Annotated in this window: 25 protein-coding genes and 1 pseudogene; 8 read left to right on the top strand and 18 right to left on the bottom strand. The window is 71.4% G+C overall.

The features are described from left to right. Window positions 1–14 precede the first annotated feature (14 nt). The 10 genes from mpaP to AB0I81_RS61140 all read right to left on the bottom strand — a co-directional run bounded on the left by mpaP (window position 15) and on the right by AB0I81_RS61140 (window position 7,882). On the bottom strand, window positions 15–1,649 hold the full coding sequence (gene mpaP / locus AB0I81_RS61185) for a daptide biosynthesis intramembrane metalloprotease (protein ID WP_360679224.1): 1,635 nt from the start codon (window positions 1,647–1,649) through the stop codon (window positions 15–17). Then, window positions 1,646–1,834 carry a hypothetical protein gene (locus AB0I81_RS61180; RefSeq protein WP_360679221.1) on the bottom strand — a complete coding sequence of 63 codons (189 nt, stop codon included), beginning with the start codon at window positions 1,832–1,834 and terminating at the stop codon, window positions 1,646–1,648. Before AB0I81_RS61180 ends, mpaP begins: the two co-directional genes overlap by 4 nt. Before the next feature lie 141 nt (window positions 1,835–1,975). Further along, window positions 1,976–2,155, bottom strand: coding sequence for a daptide-type RiPP (locus AB0I81_RS61175; protein ID WP_360679219.1), 180 nt, complete (start codon window positions 2,153–2,155; stop codon window positions 1,976–1,978). Between the two features lie 30 nt (window positions 2,156–2,185). Next, window positions 2,186–2,338, bottom strand: coding sequence for a daptide-type RiPP (locus AB0I81_RS61170; RefSeq protein WP_360679217.1), 153 nt, complete (start codon window positions 2,336–2,338; stop codon window positions 2,186–2,188). Between the two features lie 18 nt (window positions 2,339–2,356). Next, entirely contained in the window at window positions 2,357–2,521 is a 165-nt protein-coding gene (locus tag AB0I81_RS61165; protein WP_360679214.1) for a daptide-type RiPP, read from the bottom strand. Window positions 2,522–2,544: 23 nt separating this feature from the next. Further along, window positions 2,545–3,783 carry a daptide-type RiPP biosynthesis dehydogenase gene (gene mpaC / locus AB0I81_RS61160; protein ID WP_360679211.1) on the bottom strand — a complete coding sequence of 413 codons (1,239 nt, stop codon included), beginning with the start codon at window positions 3,781–3,783 and terminating at the stop codon, window positions 2,545–2,547. Beyond that, complete coding sequence (gene mpaD / locus AB0I81_RS61155) at window positions 3,780–5,048, bottom strand: daptide-type RiPP biosynthesis aminotransferase (protein ID WP_360679208.1); 1,269 nt, start codon at window positions 5,046–5,048, stop codon at window positions 3,780–3,782. Before mpaD ends, mpaC begins: the two co-directional genes overlap by 4 nt. Next, complete coding sequence (gene mpaM, locus AB0I81_RS61150; RefSeq protein ID WP_360679315.1) at window positions 5,045–5,839, bottom strand: daptide-type RiPP biosynthesis methyltransferase; 795 nt, start codon at window positions 5,837–5,839, stop codon at window positions 5,045–5,047. Before mpaM ends, mpaD begins: the two co-directional genes overlap by 4 nt. Then, window positions 5,839–6,891: a daptide biosynthesis RiPP recognition protein gene (gene mpaB / locus AB0I81_RS61145; RefSeq protein WP_360679206.1), complete on the bottom strand. Its 1,053-nt coding sequence runs from the start codon at window positions 6,889–6,891 to the stop codon at window positions 5,839–5,841. Before mpaB ends, mpaM begins: the two co-directional genes overlap by 1 nt. Before the next feature lie 34 nt (window positions 6,892–6,925). Beyond that, a complete protein-coding gene (locus AB0I81_RS61140; RefSeq protein ID WP_360679203.1) occupies window positions 6,926–7,882 on the bottom strand; it encodes an LLM class flavin-dependent oxidoreductase in 957 nt (318 codons plus the stop codon). 324 nt (window positions 7,883–8,206) lie between these two features. Here AB0I81_RS61140 and AB0I81_RS61135 point away from each other — a divergent pair, with 324 nt between their 5' ends. Together AB0I81_RS61135 and AB0I81_RS61130 are read left to right on the top strand one after the other, a co-directional pair. Further along, window positions 8,207–8,923: a CPBP family intramembrane glutamic endopeptidase gene (locus AB0I81_RS61135; protein ID WP_360679200.1), complete on the top strand. Its 717-nt coding sequence runs from the start codon at window positions 8,207–8,209 to the stop codon at window positions 8,921–8,923. Further along, a complete protein-coding gene (locus AB0I81_RS61130; RefSeq protein ID WP_360679197.1) occupies window positions 8,920–9,951 on the top strand; it encodes a glycosyltransferase family 2 protein in 1,032 nt (343 codons plus the stop codon). Before AB0I81_RS61135 ends, AB0I81_RS61130 begins: the two co-directional genes overlap by 4 nt. A 110-nt stretch (window positions 9,952–10,061) precedes the next feature. Here the strand turns inward: AB0I81_RS61130 and AB0I81_RS61125 are convergent, their stop codons facing one another. From AB0I81_RS61125 to AB0I81_RS61110, 4 genes are read right to left on the bottom strand one after another with little or no spacing between them, the layout of a single operon-like run. Further along, entirely contained in the window at window positions 10,062–10,712 is a 651-nt protein-coding gene (locus AB0I81_RS61125) for a GPP34 family phosphoprotein (protein WP_360679194.1), read from the bottom strand. Between the two features lie 35 nt (window positions 10,713–10,747). Beyond that, entirely contained in the window at window positions 10,748–13,330 is a 2,583-nt protein-coding gene (locus tag AB0I81_RS61120) for an FtsX-like permease family protein (protein WP_360679191.1), read from the bottom strand. Between the two features lie 4 nt (window positions 13,331–13,334). Continuing rightward, window positions 13,335–14,096: an ABC transporter ATP-binding protein gene (locus AB0I81_RS61115; RefSeq protein ID WP_360679189.1), complete on the bottom strand. Its 762-nt coding sequence runs from the start codon at window positions 14,094–14,096 to the stop codon at window positions 13,335–13,337. Between the two features lie 28 nt (window positions 14,097–14,124). Next, window positions 14,125–15,648, bottom strand: a complete 1,524-nt coding sequence (locus AB0I81_RS61110; protein ID WP_360679186.1) for an FAD-dependent monooxygenase — start codon at window positions 15,646–15,648, stop codon at window positions 14,125–14,127. A 92-nt stretch (window positions 15,649–15,740) separates the two neighbouring features. Here AB0I81_RS61110 and AB0I81_RS61105 point away from each other — a divergent pair, with 92 nt between their 5' ends. Then, on the top strand, window positions 15,741–16,337 hold the full coding sequence (locus AB0I81_RS61105) for a PadR family transcriptional regulator (protein WP_360679183.1): 597 nt from the start codon (window positions 15,741–15,743) through the stop codon (window positions 16,335–16,337). On the opposite strand, the gene AB0I81_RS61100 is transcribed toward AB0I81_RS61105, so the two are convergent. After that, the gene (locus AB0I81_RS61100; RefSeq protein WP_360679181.1) at window positions 16,332–16,670 is read right to left on the bottom strand and encodes a DoxX family protein; all 339 of its coding nucleotides are present in this window, start codon (window positions 16,668–16,670) and stop codon (window positions 16,332–16,334) included. The two genes, AB0I81_RS61105 and AB0I81_RS61100, sit on opposite strands and share 6 nt — an antisense overlap. Before the next feature lie 75 nt (window positions 16,671–16,745). Then, window positions 16,746–17,078 (bottom strand): metalloregulator ArsR/SmtB family transcription factor, encoded by a 333-nt coding sequence (locus tag AB0I81_RS61095; protein WP_360679179.1) that lies wholly within the window; start codon window positions 17,076–17,078, stop codon window positions 16,746–16,748. Window positions 17,079–17,140: 62 nt separating this feature from the next. Between AB0I81_RS61095 and AB0I81_RS61090 the strand changes: the two genes are divergently transcribed. Both AB0I81_RS61090 and AB0I81_RS61085 read left to right on the top strand, forming a co-directional pair. After that, window positions 17,141–17,464 carry a hypothetical protein gene (locus AB0I81_RS61090; protein ID WP_360679177.1) on the top strand — a complete coding sequence of 108 codons (324 nt, stop codon included), beginning with the start codon at window positions 17,141–17,143 and terminating at the stop codon, window positions 17,462–17,464. 142 nt (window positions 17,465–17,606) lie between these two features. After that, complete coding sequence (locus AB0I81_RS61085) at window positions 17,607–19,121, top strand: PQQ-dependent sugar dehydrogenase (protein ID WP_360679175.1); 1,515 nt, start codon at window positions 17,607–17,609, stop codon at window positions 19,119–19,121. 49 nt (window positions 19,122–19,170) lie between these two features. Here AB0I81_RS61085 and AB0I81_RS61080 read toward each other — a convergent pair whose 3' ends face one another. Further along, a complete protein-coding gene (locus tag AB0I81_RS61080; RefSeq protein WP_360679173.1) occupies window positions 19,171–19,800 on the bottom strand; it encodes a LysE family translocator in 630 nt (209 codons plus the stop codon). A gap of 132 nt (window positions 19,801–19,932) precedes the next feature. Next, window positions 19,933–20,637 (bottom strand): DUF4097 family beta strand repeat-containing protein, encoded by a 705-nt coding sequence (locus AB0I81_RS61075; RefSeq protein WP_360679171.1) that lies wholly within the window; start codon window positions 20,635–20,637, stop codon window positions 19,933–19,935. A 202-nt stretch (window positions 20,638–20,839) separates the two neighbouring features. Between AB0I81_RS61075 and AB0I81_RS61070 the strand changes: the two genes are divergently transcribed. From AB0I81_RS61070 to AB0I81_RS61060, 3 genes and pseudogenes are all read left to right on the top strand, one after another. Further along, entirely contained in the window at window positions 20,840–22,003 is a 1,164-nt protein-coding gene (locus AB0I81_RS61070) for an acyl-CoA dehydrogenase family protein (protein WP_360679168.1), read from the top strand. A 42-nt stretch (window positions 22,004–22,045) separates the two neighbouring features. After that, window positions 22,046–22,771: a DUF2071 domain-containing protein gene (locus AB0I81_RS61065; protein WP_360679165.1), complete on the top strand. Its 726-nt coding sequence runs from the start codon at window positions 22,046–22,048 to the stop codon at window positions 22,769–22,771. 96 nt (window positions 22,772–22,867) lie between these two features. Further along, window positions 22,868–23,268 (top strand): annotated as a pseudogene (locus AB0I81_RS61060) (hypothetical protein); the annotation flags it as partial.

Raw genomic sequence — 23,268 nt, 5'->3', positions numbered from 1 at the left:
CTTCTTTCCCCCTGTCACCAGGTGCCGGGCAGGTACGTCGCGACCAGCCACTCACCTAGTGGCCTGGCGCCGGCCTCGACCCGCGCCGCGCCGCCGCGTTCCACCGGCGTCTCCCGCACGGTCAGCGGATAGGCGGACACGGTCATCGGCAGGTCGCCTTCCGTGCGGATCGGAAGGAGCACCGACACCGGGGCGGTCGTGTCCGAAGGCGTGCCGGAGGCGACCACGGCCGACCCCACCTGCTCGCGCAGGACCACGCCGTTGCGCAGCAGCCGGACCTGCGCGCCCGGCCTGATCGCGGCGTCCCCGCCCGGCACCACGAGTTCGAGCTGCCCCTGCCGGTAGTGGTAGCCGCCCGAGACCACGTACGGCACCTGAACCGTCATCAGCAGCGCCGTCAGCCCACCGGCCAGCACCGCGATCACCGCCCCGATCCGCCACGGGGAGGCGCCCGCCGTCCTGGCCTCCTGCACGCGCAGCAGGAACCCGACGCTCACCCGGCCGAGCAGCAGCAGCACGATGACCGAGATGGCCAGCGTGCCGATGACGCCCAGCCCGCGCAGCAACTCGCCCCAGAGGGACAACGCCAGCACCCCGACCAGGTAGACGGGGAAGACCAGGCAGGCCAGCCCGTACGGCACCGCCCACCGCAACCCGGGCAGCTCCACCGGGTACGTGCCGCCGAAAAGCAGCCTCGTGAAGAACCGGCGGGCGTCGATCATCGCCCGCTTGCGCAGGTCGGAGATGTCGAGATGGCTCATCAGCGCCAGGTAGCCGTCGAGCTTGACGAAGGGCAGCAGGTTCAGCAGCCCGCTCGTGTACGTGACGACGGAGAAGATCAGCAATCCCTGCGCCCCCGTCGGCAGCGCCGCGACACCCGCCGCGCCCGCCACCACGAACTGGGTCGCGACCCCGGCCAGCGCCACCCGCACGCGCCGCTCCTTGTGCCCCAGCCGCCAGCCGTCGGAGACGTCGCAGAAGAACGCGGGCAGCAGGTAGAGCAGCATGACGCCCATCCGGCTCGGCCGCCCGCCGTAGTGGCTGAGCACCGCGCCGTGGCTGAGCTCGTGCACCACCATGGTCAGATACGAGCCGGCCGCCACCCACGCGTACACGCTCAGCGGCAGCGGCGAGCCGAGAGCCAGCGCCAGCGCGTCGCCGTTCAGCGCCAGGCTCACCAGCCCCGCCAGCGCGGTCACCGCCGCCACGACCGCCCAGGCGCGGTTGGCCAGCGCGGACAACAACGGCGCTAGCCAGGCCAGCAACCTGGCCGGGCGCAGCAGGGTGATCTGCAGGGTCAGCGGCGGCACGTACTTCACCCAGGGCGCGCGGGCGCTACGGCCGCGGCTGCCGTCGTCCAGCAGTTGCATCCGCTGCAGCTCGCCCAGCGCGAAGCCGAGCGCCTGCGGGGTCCACTTCGGCCCGAGGTCGGCCATCAGCTCGGCATGGTCGCGGTCGCCGTCGAGCGCGCGGCCCAGCCGGGCCATGTCCGCGCCCACCCGCAGGTAGCGGCCGGGACCGCGCTGGATGATCCACGGAGCGCCCTCGTCCGTGGGCTCATGCACCTGTACGTCGTCGGCCAGCCGTGGACGGGCGGGGACGGCCGTGTCCAGCTCCTCCCGTTCCTTCCTGCCGAGCTTCACGTTCACCGCCCCAGCGCGTTCATGACCAGGAGGGCGAAGCAGGCCAGCGCGGCGACGCCGAGCACGGCCAGCACGACAATCTGTGTGACTCCCGCCAGACTGCTGTTCGCGACCAGGGCGAACGCGATGACGAGGATTCCAGCCGCGATGATCAACCAAACCGTGGACACGTTGCTCATTCCGCTGCTCATTCCGCACCTTCCGAGCGGGAATCGATGAAGGGCGGTGGCGGCGGGCGACCGCCGCCACCGCGCTGTGTGATGCCGCCTCACTCCGCCTCGGGCTCCTGCATCTCAAGCTCGAGACCGAGCCGCCGCATCGGGATCAGGCGATCAGGTGATCACGCTGATGCTGCTCATGACGGCGGTGACGCCGTACGAGATCGCCGTGCCGACGACGCTCGTCACGGAGACGCCGGTGGCGACTCCCCAGAAGGTCCCCCAACCGGGCGCCTCCATGGCTTCGAGCTCCTGCATGCCCAGCTCCAGGGGAGCGTTGGCCAGTTCGTTCATGTGCGTTTCCTCCTCTCCGGGTAACCGATGTCAGGTCGCCGCGCTGGCGACCGCGCTGGCGAAGGCGAGCGTGCCGAGAGTGAACAACACGCCCTGCTTGAAGCCGGACCAGAATCCGGGGGCGTCCATGGCCTCAAGCTCCTGCATGCCCAGCTCCAGCGGGGCGTTCGCCAGGTGGTTCATCTGCCTCTCCTCCTGATGTCAGGTCGCCGCGCTGGCGACCGCGCTGGCGAAGACCAGCGTGCCAAGAGTGATCACGACGCCCTGCTTGAAGCCGGACCAGAATCCGGGGGCGTCCATGGCCTCGAGTTCCTGCATGCCGAGCTCCAAGGCGGGAGCCAGGCTGGAGGTCGCCGCCATGTTCATCGCCACACCTCCTCTCCTCTTCCTCAGCCCGCGGTCTGTCCGCGGGAATCCTTGGTGCCCACGGCGCTCGCGGACTCGGGGATGCGAATCACCCCGGCCAGCAAGTGCCGTAGCTCGTCCTTGGTCAGGCCGCCGAGCATGGGCAGCCCCGCGCCCCACGCGCGCACGATGCGCGCGGCGATGGCGTCGAGCGCGCCCTCGCCGGCGCTCAGCCGCCGCTCCACCGGCCACGAGTCGATGAGCGCGGCCATCCCGTCGGCGGGGTCGGCGGGCAGGGCGATCGGATCGGCGGTACTGAGCACCGACCAGAGCCTGGTCAGCCTCCGCGCGGAGCCGAGCCGCCGCTCGCCGTCGGCGATGGCTCGCCACAGCGGCGGCAGCAGGGCGGCGACGGCGCGCATCTTGCGTACGCCGAGCGCTCCGGAGACCTCGTTGGCGATCAGCCAGCCCTTGTTGGCGAACGCGGCCCTGCCCAGGTGAATCCACTCCTGGTGGGTCAGGCCACTCAGCTTGGCGATCTCCAGCCGCAGCGCGCGGTCCACCGCCTGCCCGCCGCTCCGCGCCGACCGCACCTGGTGCCCGACCGTGACCAGCCGTACGGCCAGCGCCTCGACCAGGGCGTCCTCGGTGGGCAGGTCGTCGTGGTCGCCGGCGTACATGCTGACCAGGCGGAAGAGTGCCTCCAGCACCGCTTCCGAGATCAGCTCGGCCGGGAGTGTGTCGGTGGCCACCGGGTCGAGCACGGCGAAGTCGGGTCGCAGGCACTCGCCGGAGATCAGCCGCTTGCCCTGGGGATATTCCAGGCAGGCGACCGTGCTGAGCTCGGCGCCGGTGCCCAGCGTGGTGGGGACGGCGACGAGCGGCACGCCGCGCTCGACGTCCTGCGGAAGCACCGTGATGCCGCTGCGCTGCGGGACCGACAGGCGGGCCCGCGCGGCGGGGCGGCCGTGCAGCAGGGTCAGTAGTTTGGCCTGGTCGAGCAGGGAACCGCCGCCCACGCCGACGACCAGTTCGATGTCCGTCATGCGGTCGGCCAGGTCCAGGACGCCGGCCAGGGTGCCGGGGCCCGGCAGTACGGTCAGTTCCTCCTCCCGTCCTGCCTTGGCCACCTGGCGGCGGACCCGGGAGACGATCTCGGTTCCCAGCACGCCCGGATCGACGAGCACGGTGACCCGCCGCCGAGAGCTCGCGGCCAGCCACGGAGCCAGGCCGTCGCATCCGAAGAGGGTCCTGGTCAGGCACTGCGTACCCTGCTGTGTCATGCCCTGACCTCCCTGGCCGGGTCACCGGCGGAGCTGTAGGCCGACAGGCCGGCGCGGAGGCAGGCGAACAGTTCGCTGAGGTCGGCGGCCGAGTAGGTGAGCGCGGGCACGAGCTGGACGCCGTTGATCCCGGGGTGCACGATGGCCCCGGCCCGGCGGACCGCCGCGACCACGGCGGGCACCTCGGCCTGCGGCAGTTCGGCGCCGTCCGGCGTGCGCAGCCTGATCCCGCGGAAGCAGCCCACTCCCGTCGTCCCCGCGACCATCGGATGCCGCAGGTCGGCCAGTTCCCCGTCGAGCCGGTCGGACACCCGCCGGCCCAGCGCCACCGCGTCCAGGCGGCGCATCTCGTCGATGGTGGCCAGGATCGCGGCGCAGGTCACGGCCGTGCCCGCCTGGGTCTCGGCGTGCGAGAGCACCGCGCCGGCGTCGGTGAACACGTCCGCCACCCGCCGGGAGGCCACCACCACGGCGGCGGCGCCGACCCCGTTGGTGAGTCCCTTGGAGGCGAGCAGCAGGTCGGGCGGCTCGGGCCAGCTCTGGGAGGCGAAGAAGCTGCCGGTACGGCCGAACCCCGTGGCGACCTCGTCGGCCACCAGCAGGAACCCGTGCTCACGACGCAGCCGCGACAACTCGGCCAGGTACTCGCCGGTCAGCGGAACGGCTCCGCTGCCCAGCACCGGCTCGACGACGACCGCCGCCACCTGCCCGCCCTGGCGCTCAAGCAGCCGGGTCAGCTCGCCGGTGTCGTTCGGCGTGACGTGCCGGACCAGCCGCTGGTCCACACCGTAGAGCCGCTGCCCGAAGTCGTCGCCGGTCAGCGCGAAGGCGCCGAAGGTCATGCCGTGGTAGCCGCCCTTGAGCCCGACCACGAGCTTGCGCCGATCGGCGCCGCGCAGCGCCTGGTAGTGCCGGGCGATCTTCATCGCCAGGTCGTTGGCCGCGCCGCCGGAGGTCGAGAACACGACCCGGCCGTAGTGGTCGGCGCCGCACAACTCGACCAGGGCGGCGGCGGTCCGGCGCGCGTGCTCGTTCTCGTAGCGGAAGACATTGAGGTACGAAGCCTCGACCAGGGCCTCGGAGACGGCGGCCGCGATGGCGGGATTGCCGTAGCCGAGGTTGGTGTTCCACAGGCCGCTGGTGCCGCAGAGCAGTTCGCGGCCGTCGGCGAAGCGGATCCGTACCCCTTGGGCCGAGACGGCGCAGAGCTCGTCGAGTCCCTGCTGATCGGTCGGCAGCAGCGCGGGCCACAGCGGCGCGGTCACTCGGTCACCTCCGCTTCCAGCAGGATGTCGCGGTGTCTCGCGCCGGCGCCGGTCAGGGCGTGGCGGGTGCGTACCGGCAGGCCCGCCCGCGCCAGCTCGGCCGCCAGCAGGTCGGCGGGGACCACGGCGATGGTGCTCGTGCACACGGTGACCGGGCCGTCCGATGGCTCGGCCGGAACGATGGCCACCACGCGGTGGCCGGCGTCGGGGTTCCAGCGTTCGAAGAACCGGTAGGAGGTGCCGCTGACGCCGACGAAGGGGACCTCGACCTCGTGGCCGTCCGCGGCGTCGAGTTCGACGGTCGACAGGATGAACCGGCCGCCGGGCGCGAGGTGCTCGCGGACCATGGCGTACAGGGCGGCGCGGCCCTCGGCGTCGAGCAGGGAGATCGAGGAGGTGCCGAGCACGATCACGGCGAAGCGGTGCGGCGCGGCGAAGGCCCGCATGTCGGCCCTGACCAGGGTGCACCGCTCGCGCAGGCGGGCCGGGGACTGCGCCAGGCGCTCGGCCAGCAGGCCCAGCATGCCCTCCGACAGGTCCACCGCGGTCACCTCGCGGCCCAGCGCGAGCAGCGGCAGCGTCAGCCGGCCCGAGCCGGCCGCGAGGTCGAGCACCGGGCCCGGCACGCGGCGTACCAGGGCGATGAGCTCGCGTACCTCGTGGGTGTCGGTGCCGGCGACGTCGTGGTAGACGGACGAGCCTGACCGGTCGTACATGTCGCACAGGACCGCGCGGTCGCCCAGCTTCGTCACCAGTTGCCTGGCCTGGTCCGGCAGGTCGGTCTGGAGCATCACGTCAGCCGCACTCCCGCCTTGGCGAAGAAACCGGCCACGGTCTCAAGACCGGCCGGGTCGGCGTGCTCGGCGGCGGCCTCGAACGAGCCGCACACCAGCAGCGCCTCGGCCAGCTCGCCCGCCCGGTGCTCCACCTCGAACGTCCTGGCGGGCCACTGCTGGTGCACGTAGGCGGCGTCGTCGGTCCACATCAGCAGCGGCAGGGCCGGACCGGTGAGGTCCGCCGGGGTGGCGACGGACTCCAGGGCGGTGGCGAGCCGGCCGCCGAAACCGGAGACCCGCACGCCGGTGGCGCCCCGGAGGGCCAGGTCCCGGATGCCGGACAGGGCGGCGAGGTAGCGCCCGAGCCAGGGGCGGGCGTCCAGTTCGTCCGCTCGCGTCTCTTCAGGGACCGCGCGGCCGAGGCAGACGGCGCAGGGGTGTTCGCTGCCAGCGTTGATCCGGGTCCACGCGGCGGTCAGTGCCGTCAGGTCGTCGCCGACCTTGCCGAGGGGAAGGCCGGTCGGGGAGGTGGACAACTCGCCGTCGGGACCGGCGTGCAGCCGCAACCGCGGACCATCGGAGCCGGAGGGGCCATCGGGGCCGGAGGGGCCATCGGGGCCGGCGCCGAGGGCGGGGGCGTCGGCGAGGCGGACCGTCGGGTGGATGAGGAACTCGGCGAAGTGGCCCTCGGCGGCGGCCCGGTCGGCGTCGGACAGGTAGAGCTCGAAGTCGTCCTCGCCGAAGATCCGTACCGTGGTGGGGCCGATCACCGACATGTACTCGCTGGTCGCGTAGTCCTGCGTCTGCAGGAAGAACGACTCCGAGAGCGAGATCTCCGCGCCCGGCTCACTCAGCGACCCCTCGTACGGCACGACGACCGGACCGGAGGCGTCCCCGGGCCCGTCGGGCACGAAGATCACCGTCTCCTGACCAGCCAGGCCGGACTCGATGACGGTCGTCAGGTGGTCGGCGTTCTCAAGAACAATCGCGGAGACCTCCGCGGGCAGCGCTGCCGCTCCCGCCTGTCCCGTCGCCCACTGCATCAGCTGGCGCTTCGTCCCGGCCAACGTTTCCCCCGTCCCTTTCCCTCGAACGCCCAGCTCAGCTGAACGTGCCGCCTACCAGCGCCCCGAGCAGGGCTTTCAGCTCGTTCATGGTTTCCTTCTGGCCCTGGAGGTTGAACACTCCGGTCAGGTTGAGGATGATCTCGTCGGCCCCGGCCCGCTCGTACTCCTTGAGCCTGGTGACGAGCTCGCCGAGGTCGCCGCTGAGGAACGCGCCGCCCGCCACGGCCGCCTTGGCGTCGGCGGCGGAATCCCGGCCAGTGACGTCCAGCCCGGCCTTGCGCAACATGTCGACGTAGTGCGGGGCCTGCAGGTGCAGCGCGTTGCTGGCCATCGCCTGCTCGGCCGGCTCGCGGTCGGGCCTGGTCACCGCCAGCGGCACCATGGCCGCCAGCCGGGGAGCCGGCCGTCCCGCCTCCTCCGCACCCTCGCGCAGGGCCGGCATGACGGTCTCGGCGAGGTAGTCGACCGGCGTGAGCCACGTGATCGCGACGTCGGCGACCTGGCCGGCGAGCCTGGCCATGCCCTTCCTGAGCACACCGAGACCGATCTCGACGGGCGGCGACACGGCCGGCGGCAACATGGCCTTGCACTGGACGTACTCGCCGTGCACGTCCACCACCTCGCCGGCCAGCAGCCCGCGGACGGCGGTGACGTACTCGCGGATCGCACCGAGCTGGCTCGGGTAGCGCTCGCCGAGCAGGCTCTCCTGGAAGGCGATGGGCCCGGGGCCGTAGCCGGCGACCACGGGCTCGCCGGTGGTCATCGCGAGCGAACGGGCCTGGAGCGCCGCCTCGTACGGATGGCGCAGCGGCATGAGCGTCACCCCGAGCCCCGCCGGCACCCGGAAACCCGCTCCGGCCGCGTACACGAACCCCTGGTGCGGCTCGATGAGAGTGGCCTGCCCCTGCCACAGCGCGTGCGCCGCGGTCCACTCCACCAGTGCCGCGTAGGGAAGAATCTGTTCCGGCCGTCGCGGTACAAATGGGATCATTACCGAGTACTTGGCCACTTCTCGCTCCCCGTCATAGTGCTTTCGTGACCGATCTCTGTGATAACCCGCGGCCTCTTCCCCGAGGCTTCCCCGGCCGCTGCGGCCGGGCGATCTGCCCAGTTGAAGCCGCAAATGCCCCAGGAACATGACAGATGTCACACGGGACCGGTGACGGCGGCGACTATGGTCCGGCGATCGGGTGGATGAGGCTGGAAGCAGCAGACGTCTAACATTGTTGATGTACGGCTGGTGCTCGGCTCCTGCATCGTCCGGCGCCAGCCGTACTTCCCGGAGCCCGTGGCTCCATAGGAGGTCAGCACGCCGATGCCATCCACACTCCTCTGGTCATGGGTACTCGCGGGCATCCTGGTCGGATACCTCGCCATCGTCGCGCCGCTGATCGGCCGCCGTGCCGCCGCGCGGCAGGAGAGCGAGAGGCCATCGCCCTCGCGCGTGCTCCCCCTGAGCATCGCCGAGCAGTGGTCGATGGCCGCCGTGGCCCTCCTGGTGGTGGGGCTGTCGCCGTCCCTGGACCTGGCGGGCGTGGGCATCAGGCAGCCCGACGACCCAGCACTCACCTACGGCATCGCGTTCGCGCTGCCCATCGCGATGGTGCCGCTCGTGTTGTTCATGCGCTGGCTGGTCAGGAACGGCGGGAAGGTGCCCGGCTCCGACGCCTACTCCTCCCTGCTGCCGCGCACGGCCGGGGAGCGGTGGCTGGCCGGCGGGGCCGCGGTCTCGGCGGGCATCTGCGAGGAACTGGTCTACCGGGGGCTGTTCATCGCGCTGGGGACCTCCCTCGGGCTCAGCCCGCCGGCGGCGGCGGCCGTGGCGGTGGCCGTGTTCATGCTCGGGCACCTCTACCAGGGCTGGTCGGGCGCCCTGCTGTCGCTGCTGGCCGGAGTCGCCTTCACCGGGCTCTACCTGCGTACCGGCAGCCTGATCGCGCCGATCGTGGTGCACGTCCTGGTGGACCTCAGGTCGCTGCTGTTCACGCCCCAGCCGCAGGCCCAGTCCCAGCCCGCGCGGGCGGAATCATGAAATTCTCGGTCATCTGCCCCACGTACAACCGCGGGCCGGCGATCGCGGCCACCATCGAGTCGGTCGCCGCGCAGTCGTTGCGGGACTGGGAGCTGCTGGTCGTCTCGGACGCGAGCGACGACGGCACCGACGACGTCGTCGCCGGGTACGCCCGCGCGGACGGCCGGATCCGGCTCATCAGGACCCACCGGCACGGGCACCCCTCCGGGCCGAGGAACATCGGGCTCGCCGAGGCGCGCGGGGAGAACATCGCCTACCTCGACCACGACGACCGGTGGGCGCCAGGACATCTGGCGGTTCTGGCGCGGGCGTTGGAGGGCGAGCGGTTCGCCGCCACCGGGGCGACGCGGGTGAACGCCGCGGGCGAGGTGCTGCACGTGACTCCCCCGCTGACGCTCTGCTGGCATCCGGAGCTGCAGCTCATGAACGCGATCTTCCAGCCCTCGCAGGTCGCGCACGTCGCCGGCCTGGCCGAGTCGGTGGGCGGCTGGCGCACGTCCGGGACCGGGCTGGAGGACTGGGACCTGTGGCTGCGCCTGTCCGACGCCGGCGTACGCTGCCGTACGGCGGCCGAGGCCACGGTGATCGAGCTGGTCGATCCGTCCACCCGGCAGAGCGCGGTGACCGCCGCGCACGGGTGGGAGGTGGCCAGGTTCCCCGACGGGCGGGCGGCGCGGGCCGCGTACCGGGCGCTCAAGGACACCCGGCGGGTGGACGCCGCGCGGTCGGCGCTGGAGAAGGACCTGCGGGCCTGGTACGCCGAGCTGGTGGCGAGCGGGCTGGTCATCCCCCTGGGCTGGCGGGCGGACGCGGACGAGGTGGACCGGGCGCTGCGCGAGACGGTGGCCGCCGCGCCGATCGGCGGCCACGAGCTCTGGCCCGACCTGGCGATCGTGCCCCGCGCGGATCATGTCGCGCTGGTCCACCTGATCTCCTGCGTCACCCGGGAACACGCGGACCGCATCGGCACCCTGAACCGCCGAATCATGCGACACCAGCTCGCGATGTACGCCGACGTCCTGTCCTGAGCCGGGCGCCCTGTCCTGAGCCGGACGTCCTGTCCTGAGCCGGACGTCCTGTCCTGAGCCGGACGTCCTGTCCTGAGCCGGACGTCCTGTCCCGAACTGCGCGGCCTGGTTCAGTCGCTTGCCGCGATGATGTTGCCCATGGCGACGTGGGTGGTGATCCGTACCGCGTTGTTGATGGCGGCGATGGCGTCGGCCACGGCCGGGCCGGTCCACTGCCCTTCGGCGATCTCCCTGACCCGGTCGCGGCGGGCCCCTGGGAACAACGTCGGCCCGAGACCGCACGCCCCCACCAGCGCGACCAGCACACTCACCCGCCCGTCGGGCTCGGCCCCGTCCAGAACCTCGTGCAGCCGGCGGCGGATCTCCCGCTCCACCCGGGGATCGCGCTCCGGATACTGGGAGGTGCGGAACAGCCCGAGCACCTTCCCGTGCTGCTCGCTGAGCACGCCCCGCTCGGCCAGCCGCTTCAGCAGGCTCCAGCGCCGCTTGGGATAGGTCAGCCGATCGAGCCACCACCTGGCCTCACGCGGCTGGGACTCGGCGATCGTGCCGAGCGCACCGTCGAGTTCCTCGTCCCCGGTGGGCGTGCGGTCGCCGGCCTCCAACCGGTCCCCGGCCAGGCGCAGCCGGCCGGCGAGGGTCAGCTCGGCGAGGATCGCGCCGGTCACGGCCAGGTCCAACGCGGCCTCACGGATGTGCGGTCTGCCGGTTTCCTCATCGTGCGCGAGAAGGAGCAGTTCCTCTGCGATCGTGATGTCCACGGTGAAACCCTAGCCCGCCAGGACCAACCCGACCATCAGCCTGCTCTGGTCGCCCGCAGGATCGGCGTCGTGGCGGCCCGGCGGGCGGGCAGGGCGGAGGTGGCCAGGGTCATCGCCAGCGCACCGGCCGTGACCAGCGCGTACACCCACCAGGGCGCGTCCGCGCGGATGAAGGAGCTGCCGGTCGCGAGGTGGATGAGGGCCACGGTGCCGACGGCGGTGCCGAGGCCGAGCACGGTGCCGAGCACGACCACGGTCGCCGCCTCCAGGCGGACGATCGCACGCACCTGCCCGCCGGTCGCCCCGACCGCCCCGAGCAGGCCGAACTCCCGCCTGCGCTCGCTGACGCCCATCGACACGGTGGTGGCCATCCCGAACAGCGCCAGCAGCAGCGTCATGGCGATGAACCCGTAGATCACCATCATGCCCTCGGTGATCGCCGCCGAGGCGCGCTCGACGAAGCCGGCGCGATCGAGGACTTCGGCGCCCGGCACTCCCGCGACGGCGCCGGCCAGCGCCGCACGGTCCCCGCCGTTCACCAGCACGACCTGCGCCGCGGCGGTGGAGTCGAGCCGGTCCATCGTCTCGGCCGACACCACTGCCCCGTCGGCGAACAGGTGGGAGGGGTCGTGGTAGGCCCCGGCGATGGTGAGCGGGATCTCGCCGTTCGGGGCCCGTACGACGATCTTCTGGCCGCGCTTGAGCCGCTGCGCCTTCATCAGGTTGGAGGTCAGCCCGATCTCTCCCGGTGCCAGCGCCTTGAGGTTGCCGCCGAGGTCCAGCACCTCCGGCAGGATCTTCTGGTCCGCGCCGGTGATGGGCAGGTAGAAGGGCAGCGCCTCCTCCTCCGGGTTGTAGGCCCGTGGCTTGGGCGAGATGAGCTTGGCCTCGGTCGTGGTGAGGGCGGCGGCGTGCCGCACGCCGGGCGTGCGCTCGATCGCCACGGTAATGTCGCGGGGCAGGGGACGCAGCCCTTCTGGGGTCTTCTCGGTGGTGGAGACGGCGTGCTCGGCCCGCATGACCTGCGCGCCGGCCTCGTCGAAGCGGTCGTTGGCCGAGATGACGATCAGCGCGGTCGAGGTGACCAGGGCGACGCCCAGCATCAGCGAGGAGGCGGCGGTGGAGACCCGCTGCGGGCTGCGCGTGATAGTGGCGTGCGCGAGCCGGCCGGCCTCGCCGTACAGCAGCATGCCGATGCGACCGACGAGCCCGCCGAGCGGCCCGACGAACAGCGGGCCGAGCACCGCGAGCGCGCACACGCTGATCATCGATCCGCAGACGATGAGAGCCGAGATCGCGTTGGTGCGCTCGGGTCCCGGCGGGCTGTCGTTGAGCACCGCGAGCACGGGACCGTAGAAGAGGAAGGCGGTCAAGAAGATGGCGAGGGCCACGAACAGCCTGGTCCGGCGGCGGAGTGCCGGGCGCTCCCGCGTGGTCTCCTGCAGCGCCTGCATCGGGGCGATGTCGGCGGCCCGCCGGCCGGCCCGCCAGGCGGCGAGCTGGGTGACCAGGATGCCGGTGGCGAGGGGGACGATCACCACGAAGGCGGACGGCGGTCCTGCCACCGAGATGTCGAAGCCGTCGATGGCGAACAGCCGGGTCAGGGCGTCCGACACGGGGTAGCCGAGCAGCGCGCCGCCGATGGCAGCCACCGCGCCCAGCACCAGGGCTTCCATCCTGATCAGCGTCTTGACCTGCTCAGGAGTGGCGCCGATCGCGCTGAGCAGGGCGAGTTTGCGGGTGCGCTGCCGGATCAGGCCGCCGAAGGTGTTGGCGACGGTGAACAGGCCGACGAAGACCGCGACCGTGGTCAGCATGCCGATGCCGCCGCTGATGGACACGCCCTCGGCCAGCAGGCTGCTGGACTGCGCGTCGCGTACTTCCGCCGCCGCGCGCACGGTGGCGCCGCCGAGCCCGCTCTGCAGGTCGGCGCGGAGCCGGCCGGTCTCGGTCCCCTCCGCGGCCTTGACCCAGATCGACTGCCAGGTGCCCTCGGGCAGGCCGGCCGCCTGGCGTACCGTCTCGGGGGCCGCCAGCAGCAGGTCGCCGGCGGCGACGGCCGAGCGGTCCCGCACCGACACGATGCCGACGATCTTCATCTGCCGGGTGTGGCTCGGCAGCGCCACCGCCGTGGTGACGCCGATGCGAAGCCCGCCCGCGTCGGCCACATGCCGCATGATCGCGACCTCGCCGTCCACGGCCGGCGCACGACCCTCCTCCAGCCGGTACGCGTTGAGCCGCCGATCGGCCACCCACGGCCGCAGCAGCGTACGGGCGCCGGCCGGCGGCATGATCGACCGGCCGTCGGCCCCGGCCACGCTGACCGGCACCATCGCGTCCCCCACGGCCGCGGCGACGCCCGGCCGCCCGGCCACCGCGTCCAGGCGCACCCGCCCGTCCGGGATCGCGTGCGCGTCGTCGGGATCGGGCGAGCCGCCCTGGACGAGCAGGTCGGCCAGGGCGTACTCGCTGGCGTCGCTGCCCGACACGGCGTCCTGGGCGCGCAGGGCGAACTGCAGCGTCCCGGCGATCAGGCCGACGGAGAACAGCGCGGCCAGCAGCGTGGTGACCAGGCGGCCCCAGCCCTCGGTGAACGATCTTCTGGCGATCAGCCACATGTCCTCAGCCCTCCATCTGACGCATGCGGGCGTGCACGAGGTCGTTGGTGGGTGCGGCGAGTTCGTCCACGATCCGGCCGTCGGCGAGGAAGAGCACCCGGTCGGCGTACGCGGCGGCGACCGGGTCGTGGGTCACCATGATCACGGTCTGCCGGTGGGTGTCGACGGCGGTGCGCAGGAAGCCGAGCACCTCGGTACCGGTGCTGGAGTCCAGGTTGCCGGTCGGCTCGTCGGCGAACAGCACCTCGGGACGGGTCAGCAGCGCCCGCGCCACCGCCACCCGCTGCTGCTGGCCGCCGGACAACTCGGCGGGACGGTGCCGCAGGCGGGCCCGCAGCCCCAGCGCGTTCACGATCGTGTCGAACCAGCCCGCCTCGGCCCTGCGTCCGCCCAACCGGTCGGTCAGCCGGATGTTCTCCTCCGCCGTCAGCATCGGCAGCAGGTTGAAGGACTGGAAGACGAATCCGAGCCGGTCACGGCGCAACTTGGTGAGCTCGGTCCGCGACAGCTTCGTGAGGTCCACGTCACCGATCACCACCGAGCCGGAGGTCACCGTGTCAAGGCCGGCCAGGCAGTGCAGGAAGGTCGACTTCCCCGATCCGGAAGGGCCCATGATCGCGGTGAACTGGCCACGGCTGAAGGTGGCCGAAACGCCGCGCAGCGCGTGTACGGTGCCGTCGCCGCGTCCGTAGGACTTCGTCAGATCGATCGCGACCGCTACGTGTTCGACCGGTCGCTCGTTGTGTTGGGAGGTGGGCGTGTCCATGGAGGATGTCCGATCTTCGGGAGGAGCGTCAGTGCTGGATGCGGTGCAGGGCATCCATGAGGGCGGCCGCGGAGTCGCCGCGCCAGGCGACGTATCCGTCCGGCCGCACCAGGACGGCGCCGCCGCCGTAACGGACCTGCCAGACGTCCTCGACGTCGAGCAGTTCGGTGCCGATCCGGTGGACCCGCAGGCCGTCGATGTTCCGCGCGGCCTCGGCGAGTGCTTCGGCGGTGAGGTCGGTCAGGAGCACGAAGGAGTCGTGGAACAGGTCGTGCACACCGATCCGCCGCCCGTCCCGCGCAAGCCAGAGGTGCGGGGCCCGGGTGCCGGGCCGGGCGTGCTGGTGCACCGAGTCGCCGAACACCGTCTCGTGCGTGGCGCCGACCATCGCGGTGGACCGGTAGCGCTGGCCCAGGATGCACAGGATGGGATCCATCGGGTCGTCGCCGGGGTCGGCGCCGAAGCGGGCGTCCTGGCTGCGTACGGTCAGGTCGGCCAGTTCGAGCGCGACCGGTCGGCGTTCGGCCTCGTAGGTGCCGAGCAGCGCGTCGGAGGCCCGCCCGGCGAGCACGGCGGCCAGCTTCCAGGCCAGATTGTGCGCGTCCTGCACCGCGGAGTTGGCGCCCAGCGCGCCGGCGGCGGGCCACACGTGGGCGGAGTCGCCGACGAGAAAGATCCTGCCGTCGCGGTAGCGGGCGGCCACGCCCACGGCCTCTTCCCAGGCCGCCTTGCTGACCAGCTCGACCGGCACGTCCCGGCCGATGAGCCGCTTGGCCGTCGCAACGCAGCGCTCGTCGGTGAAGTCGGCGGGTGACTCGGTGGCGGGGTCGTAGTTCAGTGAGATGCCCCAGTGGCCGGGCAGGGCGTGGGAGGCGAACGCGCCCGAGGCTGCGGCGCCCGGATTGCCGATGATCCAGAACAGTGCCCGTTTGGTGATGATGCCGGACAGGTCGGCCTTGAAGAGGAAGGTCAGGTAGTTGCGCAACACGCGGTGGCCCATTCGCTCGATGCCCAGCCGCTTGGCGATGGTGCCGCGGTAGCCGTCTGCGGCGATCACGTAGGCGGCCCTGACCGCGCGCCGCTCGCCGGTGCGGCGATGCTCGGTCACCACCGTGACGCCGCCGGCGTCGGGTTCGACCTCGACGCACTGGGTGTCGAACCAGAGCTCGGCGCCCCTGTCGCGGGCGGCCTGGGCCAGGATCGGCTCCATCGTGCTCTGGTCGGCCAGGCCGAACTCGCCCGCGCTCAGCTCGGGCAGTGCCCGGGGGAAGTCCTCGCCGAGCACCCACTGCCACTCGTCGCTGAGCGTGGCGCAGCGGGCCACGCCCGCCTCGCCGTCGAAGGGCCGGCCGGCCTCCTTGACCTGCTGGTCCAGGCCCAGGGGGCGGTAGATCTCGGTGGTCCTGGGGTTGATGCCGCGGGCCCTGCCCAGGACCGACGTGCCGGGGTGGCGGTCAACGAGCACGCAGCGCACGCCCTGGTGGGCGAGGAAGAGAGCGGAGGCGAGGCCGGCGTAACCGCCGCCGACGATCAGGACGGGGACGTTCTCCATGGTGGGCTCCTACCGTGCGGTCTCTGATGATTTGATAGTCACACTGAAACTAGTTGCGTGTCAACTAGTGGCTTTGCGCCTAGTATCAGTGCATGACCCTCGATCGCGGCTCGCCGCTCGCCCTGACCGTCCTCGGCCTGCTGGTCTCCCAGCCGCTGCATCCGTACGGCATCCAGCGCCTGATCAAGCAGTGGGGCAAGGACCAGGTGGTCAACGTGGGCCAGCGGGCCGGCCTCTACCGCACCATCGACCGGCTGAGCGAGGCCGGGCTGACCCGGGTGCGCGAGACGGAGCGCGACCACCAGTACCCCGAGCGGACCATCTACGAGATCACCGACGAAGGGCGTGCGACGCTGCGCAGGTGGCTGGATGAGATGCTCAGCACGCCCAAGCGGGAATACCCGCAGTTCCCCGCGGCGCTGTCCACCGCGCTGCTGCTCCCGCCCGGAGAGCTGGGCGCCGCACTTGAGCGACGCGAGCAGGCGCTGGCCGCCGCGCTGGCCCGGCTGGAAGGCGAGTTGGAGGAGGAGAGCGGCCTGCCCCGCGTCACCAGGCTGGAGACCGAGTATCTGCGCGCGGTGACCGAGGCCGAGGCGCGCTGGGTGCGCTCGATCCTGGACGACATCCGCACCGGGCGGCTGACCTGGTCCTACGAGGAGCTGATGAGCATCGCCGCGGAGCGGTCATAGGTTCACGATCAGGGCGGCCACCGACAGGACGAAGAACACGGACCAGTACCCCAAGTGGTGGTCGCCCGCCCGCAGGTGGACGACGAGCGCGCCGACGAAGTACAACACGAGCCCGGCCGCGGCCAGCGTGCCCAGCACCGGCACGGCGAAGCCGGCCAGCAGGCCCAGTGCGGCCGCGGCCTGCAGCGTGCCCAGGGGGAGCAGCCAGGAATGGGGCACGCGCACCTTGTCCGCCTGCCTTTTGGGGAAGTCGTGGCCGATGAGGTTGGCGACCGCGGACAAGCCGATGGCGGTCGCGGCGAGGACGGTGACGACGAGGTGGGAGGCGGACACGAGGGACTCCTTGCACGTGGGAGCGATGGACCCGTCACCACGTGGACGGGCCGGCGCTCCCGGACGTGACAGGCCCTACGCTCGCTCCCCCTCCGCGCTGCCGCTCCACTTGGTGTGACGCATGATGATCTGCTCGGGGCAGACCGCGCTGAGGAAGCGGCCGACGCACGTGGCCAGGCGTTCCTCGGCGAGGGTGTACAGGATGCGGTTGCCGTCGCGGCGCTCGGTGACCAGGCCGGCGCCCTTGAGGATGCCGAGATGGCGGGAGATGGACGGCCCGCTGATGGAGAACCGGCCGGCGATCTGCCCCGCCGAGAGCTCACCTGCACGCAGGTCTTCGAGGATCTGACGCCTGGTGGGGTCCGCCAGGGCCCGGAAGGCGCCTGCCTCGTCCAAGTTGTCCATCATGATTGAAGACTAGCACAGTAGCTAAGTGGCTAATTAGCAAAATTGCTAATATGATCCCCGGCATGACCACACCACGATCGGACGCCCGGTTCTGGCTCGGTGCGATTTTCGGCCTGCTGGCCGTGGGCACCGTCTCTGTATCCCTCTTCAGCGGCCTGGGTGTCGTGCTGCTCTTCTACGTGTGGGCCTGGGCGTCCGAACTGATGCATCCGGGGCTGCTGTTCGGCGGCGCGCTGGTAGCCCTGATCGCGGCCATCATCGCCTCCGCCACCCTGATGGACTCGGCGAAGCCCTGCCGGCGGGGCTTCGGGATCGCCATCACCGCCGGCTGGGCGATGGTGGTGATCGGCGTCCCCTCCTGGCTGGTGGTGCTCCTCTACTTGTGAGCGATGTACGTTTCATGAGCGCCGGCCGGATATCCCCGGTCAGGGGCCTGGGGATGGAGGCCGTGGCCGCCGGCCTGGTTGTGGCGGCCGGCGAGCGGATACCGTCCGGTCGGACCCGACAAAGCCGGATCTGGAGTTCGACATGCCAGGAAACCGCTGGGCGGCCGCCGCGCTGCTCGCCCTGTCCCTGCCGCTGCTCGCCCCCGCGAGCGTACTGACACCACCGGTCGCCGCGGCGACCGCCGCATCGGTCCCGCTGGAAGAGATCAACGCGACCGCCACCCAGGTCGCCTTCGGCTTACGCCGCCCCACCGCCATCGCCGCACCCGACGACGGCACCGGCAGGTTGTTCATCACCGAGAAGCGCGGCACCGTACGCGTCTACCACCCGGACACCGGGCTCGCGCAGAGCCCGCTCATCGACATCACGGCCTCGATCGACGAATCCGGCAACGAGCGGGGACTGCTCGGCATCGCGCTCTCGCCCGACTTCGCCACGAGCCAGGACCTGTACCTGGCCTACACCGCGCTGCCGGACGGCGCGGTGACCCTGGCCCGCTACCGGCTGGACGACGCGAGCCTCGAACCCCTGCTCTCCCAGGAGCACGCCGAGAACTCCAACCACAACGGCGGGCAGATCGCCTTCGGCGCCGACGGCAACCTGTACATGAGCATCGGCGACGGCGGCGGCTCCGGCGACCCCTTCAAGACCGGGCAGCGCCTGGACACCCTGCTGGGCAAGATCGTACGCATCGACGTGAGCCGGAGCTGCGGCGACCTGGCCTACTGCATTCCCAAGGACAACCCGTACGTCGGCGTGGACGGCGAGGACGAGATCTGGATGTGGGGCGGCCGTAATCCCTGGCGCTTCTCCGTGGACCACGCCGACGGCTCGATGTGGATCGCCGACGTCGGCCAGGGCCGGTGGGAGGAGGTCAACCACGTCAAGACCGGACGGCAGGCAGGCGCGAACCTCGGCTGGTCCTGCTACGAGGGGCTGGAGGTGTTCGACCAGGCCCAGTGCCGCACCGGCGCCACGTACACCAAGCCCGTCTTCACCTACTCCCCGCACACCGGCGGCTGCGCGGTCATCGGCGGGCAGGTCTACCGCGGCAAGCAGTTCGCCGACCTGGTCGGCGGCACCTACATCGCGGCCGACTACTGCTACATGACCGTGTGGGCGCTGCGCGACAACGGCACGGGCACCTACACGGCCGCCGAGCTCGGCCAGATGCCCACGCAGGTCACCGCGTTCGGCTCCACCCCCGAGGGTGAGCTGTACGTGGTCAACGACCTGCCCGGCGGCCTGCACCGCATCTCTTTTGAACGGGCCGCGCCGACCTGCCGGATCAAGGCCGTCACGAAGACGTGGGGCACCGGCCTGACCGTAGACCTCACCATCACCAACACCGGCAGCGCCCCGATCAACGGCTGGACGCTGCGCTACCCCCTCGCCAGGGGCCAGAGCATCACCTCGGACTGGAACACCGACCTGACACAGAGCGGCGACATGGTCTCCGCCGTCAACGCCACCCACAACGGCTCCATCGCCCCGGGCCAGAGCGTCACCATGGGCTACCTCGCCAGTCACACGGGCGACCCGGCCCTGCCCAGCAGGTTCACCCTCAACAGGGACACCTGCTCCGTCACCCGCTGACCGTTGCTGGAAACCTCCCGAAAGAAGCAGTTCGGGAGGTTTTTGGCGTTCAGCCGAGGTCGTCCGCCGCCAGGAGGCCGGCCAGGCCGAGGAAGCACAACCCCGAGCCGAGGTCCACCCCGCGCCGGGTCCTGGCGGGCAGGCCCGTCGCGCCGATGCGGCTGCCCAGCCCGATGTAACCCAGGCCGACGAGGAGTTCGACGAGCAGGTAGGCGGCGCCGAGCAGCGCGAGCTGCACGTTGACCTGGTCCGCGGGACCGCCGGTGAACTGGGGCAGGAAGGCGGCGAACAGCAACAGCGCCTTCGGGTTGCTGAGCGCCACGCCGAACTCGCCGGCGACCACCGGCCACACGCCCTTCTTGGCGGGCCGCCGGTCATCCGCCTGGACGACCGGTTGCCTGGCCGCGCGGCGCAGGCTCGCGATCCCGATCCACGCGAGGTAGGCCACGCCGAACCACTTCAGCACCGTCAGCGCGGTGGTGGAGGTGGCCAGCATCGTGCCGAACCCGGCGACCACCAGCCCGATGAGGATCACGAACGCGCTCAGCCGGCCGAGCACGCCGGCCAGCGCGTACATGGCGCCGTGCCGTACCGCGTTGCTCAAGCCGAGGAGCTGGTTGGCGCCGGGAATCATCGACACCACCAGGGCGGCGGGAACGAAGGCGACCCAGTTGATCATTTCTGCTACTCGCGCCTTCCGTGGCAAATGACGTTTTTCAGCACTTGCATACCTGAATGTCGCGTCTGTTGCCAAAGCGAAAAGAGCGCCCCCCGGGTCTGGTGTCCGGGGGGCGCGGGCGGGAGTACGCGGTCAGGGTGCGTGAACCTCCAGGGATCCCGTGTCGCTCGACAACTCGATCGAGCGCGGGGCCGAGGGGTCGGCGTCGATGCCGATGTTCTTGTCGCCCGAGGAGGTCTTGGCGTTCACCTTGTACGCCCCCTCCGGCACGCCGATCGAGATGTCACCCGAGTCCGTGCCCGCCTTGACCTTGTCGGGCGAGCCGGTGAAGGCGAGATCGACGGTGCCCGAGTCGGTCTTCGCGACGGCCTGCTTGACCGCCAGACCCTCGGCCTCGATCTCCCCCGAGTCCGTCCGGGCGTCCAGCTCGCCGGACAGGCCCCGAACCGTCAGGTTCCCCGAGTCGGTGCTGGCCTTGACGCGCAGCCCCTTGGGCACCTCGACCTGGTAACTCACGTCGCAGGTCGTCGCGATGGCGCCGAGGCCGAAGCTGCTCGGGCACTCGAACTTCAGGTCCAGCGTGTCGCCCTGTACGTCGTGGCTGGTCTTCGGCTTGCTCTTGCGCCAGGTCAGCACCTCGGTCACCTTGATGCCCTGGCGCTGCGACTCCACCACCTCGACATTGCCGGTGTCGCCCGCCACTCGCAGCGCCGCCACCTGGTCGTTTACCTCGTATGAGACGGTGTCCGTCTCTGTGTCGGCACCCACACCGCACCCGGTGAGTACCACAGCCAGCCCCAGCAGACCTGCGATCACGGCCGCGCGCTTCATGCTCATGACGCCTGATTCTGAGCCATTCGGGCGGCGCGGGCGTCGGTGAGATCCCTGAGAACGCCCCTGACCCACCCCCGGTGTCCGCCGAGTACGCACCCTGGCGCGCCCTCTAATCGCTGCCGGGCCAGGGCCCTGGACAACCCGCGTCATACGTGATCTGACGGAGGTGAGCGCCGCCGATCAATCACGGACAGGAGCACCTGGCATGAGCGAAACACCGCGGCTGCACCGCGCGGGAACGACCCTGCTGGACCGCGCCCGCGACCTGCGCACGCTGATCGAACGCGAGGCGGGCCCGGCCGAGGCACAGGGCAGGCTGACCACCCCGGTCGTGGACGCCCTGCACGACGCCGGACTTTTCAGCATCTGGGTGCCCAAGCCGCTCGACGGCGCGGAGCTGTCCCCCAGGGAACTGCTCGACCTGTTCACGGAGCTCTCCTACGCCGACCCTTCCACGGGCTGGGTCGTCATGGCCACCACGCTGGAGAACGGCACGGCCGGCGCCTACCTGGGCGACGAGGGCGTCGAACGGCTCTTCGGTGGCGCGCGGATGCCGCTGATCGCGGGCCAGGGCACCCGGCCGGGCGTCGCCGTGCGCGAGGACGGAGGGTTCCGCCTCAGCGGCCAGTGGGGCTTCGCCTCGGGCATGCTGCACTCCCAGTTCTCCCACAGCGCGGCCGCCGTCGAGGGCACCGGCGAGGTCCGGATCTTCATCACCCCGCTCGACGACGTCAAGATGCTCGGCAACTGGGACGTCCTGGGCCTGCGCGCCACGGGCAGCATCGACTACTCCATCGACGGGGCCTTCGTACCGGAGTCGCACACGCACGTCTTCACCCAGGACGAACCGCTGCGCGGCGGCGCGATCTACCGTCTCGGCCTGCTCGACCAGGCGCTGATCTGCCACTCCGGCTGGGCGCTCGGCATCGGCCGCCGCCTGCTCGACGAGCTGGCCGGGCACGCCGGGGCGCGGGCTGGGCGGCCGGGGCAGATCGCCGGCAGCGACGCCTTCCACGCCGACTTCGCGCGTACCGAGGCCAAGTTCCGGGCGGCGAAGGCGCTGGTGCACGAGACGTGGGACGACGCCGAGCGCACCCTGGACGCGGGCGGCCGGCTCGGCGTGCGTCAGGAGACGCTGCTGCGGCTCGCACTCAACCACATGACCTCGACCGTCGCCGAGGTGGCCACCTTCGTGTACGCGTCGGGCGGCACCTCGGCACTGCGCGACGGCCTGGTCCAACGGCTGTTCAGAGACGTGCACGCCGGAACCACCCACATCCTCTCGGGCCCACAGGCACTCAAGGAGTGCGGCCGAGAACTGGCCGGCCTGGCTCAGAACCAGTCCTGGGCCGTCCTCACCCTAGAGTAGATATTTAGCTATTGTGCTAAATATCTACAGAGGGAGACGCGCATGAGGCACCCACGCCTGTCCACCGTCGTCGAACGCCGCCTGCTGGTGAACTACCGCCTGGCCCCCGGGGCCGCCGCCCGCCTGCTGCCGGGCCCGCTGCGCCCGCAACTGGTCAACGGGTACGCGGTGGCGGGCATCTGCCTGGTGCGGCTGGGCGGCGTACGACCCGCGTGGGCGCCCAAGGTGGCGGGGCTGCGCAGCGAGAACGCGGCGCACCGGATCGCCGTCGAGTGGGACGGGCCCGGCGGGGTCGAGACCGGGGTGTACATCCCGCGCCGCGACACCGCCTCCCGGATCAACACCTGGGCCGGCGGCCGGGTGTTCCCCGGCGAGCACGGCCGGGCCGACTTCCTGGTCCACGAGACGCCGTCCGAGCTGGAGGTCGCCTACGCCACCCGCACGGGCGGCACCCGGGTGAGCGTCGCCGTGGAGGTGACCGGCGAACTGCGCGGCAGCGAGCTCTTCGGCGACCTCGGACAGGCTTCCGACTTCTTCCGCACGGGCGCCAAGGGGTTCTCCGCGACCGGCGCCGGGAAGCGTCTGGACGGCATGGAGCTGCGTACCGGGGAGTGGCACGTGGACGCCTGCCGGATCCGCTCGGCGCGCTCCTCCTTCTTCGACGACCCCGACCGGTTCCCCGGCGGGAGCGCGGCGCTGGACTGCGCCCTGGTCATGCGGGAGGTCCCAGCGGTGTGGCACCCGCTGCCCGCCATGGCCGCCTCCTGAGCGGGGTGGCTTCGCGGTGCTGACATGACCTACGTCTAGGAGAACACTGGCGGGAAGGGCTCTCGGGGGATCCGTCACCCGCATCAGGGAACTCACATGACCAACATTCACCCCAAGGTCGAAGAAGCGCTCGACACCCTGCACCTGACCCCGATCGCCAGACGGCGGCTGTTCACCGGCGCCGGGCTGGCCAGTGCCTCGGCGGCGGCGACCGCGCTGTTGTCGGCGTGCACGTCCGATCAGCCGCGTCCGGCCGCGACCGGTGGCGCGGGTGCGGCCGGGGATTTCCCGGCCACGCCGAAGTGGAAGTTCGTGCTGGTCTGCCACGTCACCACGAACCCGTTCTTCACCCCCACCCAGTACGGCGCCCAGGACGCCTGCGCGCTGCTGGGCACCGAGTTCCAGTGGACGGGCTCGAAGGACTCGATCGTGGCCGAGATGGTCAACGCGTGCAACGCCGCGATCTCCGCCAAGGCGGACGGGCTGGCGGTGGCCGT

Origin of the sequence: Nonomuraea sp. NPDC050404, from assembly GCF_040655495.1 — a bacterium.
In the GTDB taxonomy this organism is placed as follows: domain Bacteria; phylum Actinomycetota; class Actinomycetes; order Streptosporangiales; family Streptosporangiaceae; genus Nonomuraea.
Note: the sequence above shows the minus strand (reverse complement) of the source record. Positions and strands in the feature narration are given on the sequence as shown.

What these genes read in the sequence shown, in the direction of transcription:
- mpaC (WP_360679211.1), bottom strand. Translation starts at nt 3,783, where the DNA reads ATGACACAGCAGGGTACGCAGTGCCTGACCAGGACCCTCTTCGGATGC.
- AB0I81_RS61085 (WP_360679175.1), top strand. Translation starts at nt 17,607, where the DNA reads ATGCCAGGAAACCGCTGGGCGGCCGCCGCGCTGCTCGCCCTGTCCCTG.
- AB0I81_RS61180 (WP_360679221.1), bottom strand. Translation starts at nt 1,834, where the DNA reads ATGAGCAGCGGAATGAGCAACGTGTCCACGGTTTGGTTGATCATCGCG.
- AB0I81_RS61130 (WP_360679197.1), top strand. Translation starts at nt 8,920, where the DNA reads ATGAAATTCTCGGTCATCTGCCCCACGTACAACCGCGGGCCGGCGATC.
- AB0I81_RS61170 (WP_360679217.1), bottom strand. Translation starts at nt 2,338, where the DNA reads ATGAACCACCTGGCGAACGCCCCGCTGGAGCTGGGCATGCAGGAGCTT.
- AB0I81_RS61120 (WP_360679191.1), bottom strand. Translation starts at nt 13,330, where the DNA reads ATGTGGCTGATCGCCAGAAGATCGTTCACCGAGGGCTGGGGCCGCCTG.
- AB0I81_RS61115 (WP_360679189.1), bottom strand. Translation starts at nt 14,096, where the DNA reads ATGGACACGCCCACCTCCCAACACAACGAGCGACCGGTCGAACACGTA.
- AB0I81_RS61065 (WP_360679165.1), top strand. Translation starts at nt 22,046, where the DNA reads ATGAGGCACCCACGCCTGTCCACCGTCGTCGAACGCCGCCTGCTGGTG.
- AB0I81_RS61110 (WP_360679186.1), bottom strand. Translation starts at nt 15,648, where the DNA reads ATGGAGAACGTCCCCGTCCTGATCGTCGGCGGCGGTTACGCCGGCCTC.
- mpaM (WP_360679315.1), bottom strand. Translation starts at nt 5,839, where the DNA reads ATGCTCCAGACCGACCTGCCGGACCAGGCCAGGCAACTGGTGACGAAG.
- AB0I81_RS61175 (WP_360679219.1), bottom strand. Translation starts at nt 2,155, where the DNA reads ATGAACGAACTGGCCAACGCTCCCCTGGAGCTGGGCATGCAGGAGCTC.
- AB0I81_RS61105 (WP_360679183.1), top strand. Translation starts at nt 15,741, where the DNA reads ATGACCCTCGATCGCGGCTCGCCGCTCGCCCTGACCGTCCTCGGCCTG.
- AB0I81_RS61095 (WP_360679179.1), bottom strand. Translation starts at nt 17,078, where the DNA reads ATGATGGACAACTTGGACGAGGCAGGCGCCTTCCGGGCCCTGGCGGAC.
- AB0I81_RS61135 (WP_360679200.1), top strand. Translation starts at nt 8,207, where the DNA reads ATGCCATCCACACTCCTCTGGTCATGGGTACTCGCGGGCATCCTGGTC.
- AB0I81_RS61075 (WP_360679171.1), bottom strand. Translation starts at nt 20,637, where the DNA reads ATGAGCATGAAGCGCGCGGCCGTGATCGCAGGTCTGCTGGGGCTGGCT.
- AB0I81_RS61140 (WP_360679203.1), bottom strand. Translation starts at nt 7,882, where the DNA reads ATGATCCCATTTGTACCGCGACGGCCGGAACAGATTCTTCCCTACGCG.
- AB0I81_RS61070 (WP_360679168.1), top strand. Translation starts at nt 20,840, where the DNA reads ATGAGCGAAACACCGCGGCTGCACCGCGCGGGAACGACCCTGCTGGAC.
- AB0I81_RS61165 (WP_360679214.1), bottom strand. Translation starts at nt 2,521, where the DNA reads ATGAACATGGCGGCGACCTCCAGCCTGGCTCCCGCCTTGGAGCTCGGC.
- AB0I81_RS61090 (WP_360679177.1), top strand. Translation starts at nt 17,141, where the DNA reads ATGACCACACCACGATCGGACGCCCGGTTCTGGCTCGGTGCGATTTTC.
- AB0I81_RS61080 (WP_360679173.1), bottom strand. Translation starts at nt 19,800, where the DNA reads ATGATCAACTGGGTCGCCTTCGTTCCCGCCGCCCTGGTGGTGTCGATG.